The organism is Francisella salimarina, from assembly GCF_007923265.1.
Taxonomy (GTDB): Bacteria; Pseudomonadota; Gammaproteobacteria; order Francisellales; family Francisellaceae; genus Francisella; species Francisella salimarina.
This window is the reverse complement of sequence record NZ_VOJA01000013.1, coordinates 1-584: the sequence shown is the minus strand read 5'-3', so window position 1 is coordinate 584 and position 584 is coordinate 1. Positions and strand designations below refer to the sequence as shown.

The following is a 584-nucleotide window of genomic DNA, read 5'->3' as shown; positions in this document are numbered from 1 at the left end:
GGAGAAAGAAAAAAAAAAAAAGAAAAAACAAAAAAGAGGAAAACAAGAGGAGAAGAAAAAGAAAAGAAAAAAAAAAAAAGAGAAAGAAAAAAAAGAAAGAAAGAAAAGAGAAAAAAGAAAAGAAGAAAGAAAGGAAGAGGGAAAGAAAGAGAAAGAAAAAAAAGAAAAAAAAAGAAAAGAAAGAGAAAAAAAGAAAGAAAAGATTCATTAAAAAAAAGAATAAAGATAAAGAATAGAAAAAAGAGAAAAAAAGAAAAGAGAAAGGAAAAAAAAAATAAAAAAAAGAGAGAAAAAAAAAAGAAAAAAAAAGAAGAATAAAAAGAAAAAAAAGAAAAGAAAAAAAAAAAGAAAAAAAAGGAAGTAGAAGAGGGAAAATAATAAAGATAAAGGGAAGAAAAAGAATGAGTATGAAAAAAAAAGAGATAAAAAAAAAAAATAAAAGAAGGAAGAAAAAGAAAAAAAGAGAAGTAAGTAGAGAAGACAGATATTACAGAAAAAGAAGAGAAAGAGAAAGAAGGAATAGAAAGTATTATAAAAGTAATAAACACAGTAACAGATCATAAAAAAGGATAAAAAGAAATGCG

Annotated in this window: 2 protein-coding genes; both read left to right on the top strand. The window is 21.7% G+C overall.

All coding sequences use genetic code 11. From position 1 onward, the window contains the following. Positions 1-318: hypothetical protein (locus FQ699_RS09740; RefSeq protein WP_179951711.1), on the top strand; the 318-nt coding region annotated here is incomplete at its 5' end. A gap of 89 nt (positions 319-407) precedes the next feature. Further along, positions 408-563 (top strand): hypothetical protein, encoded by a 156-nt coding sequence (locus tag FQ699_RS09735; protein ID WP_179951710.1) that lies wholly within the window; start codon positions 408-410, stop codon positions 561-563. Positions 564-584: the final 21 nt, after the last annotated feature.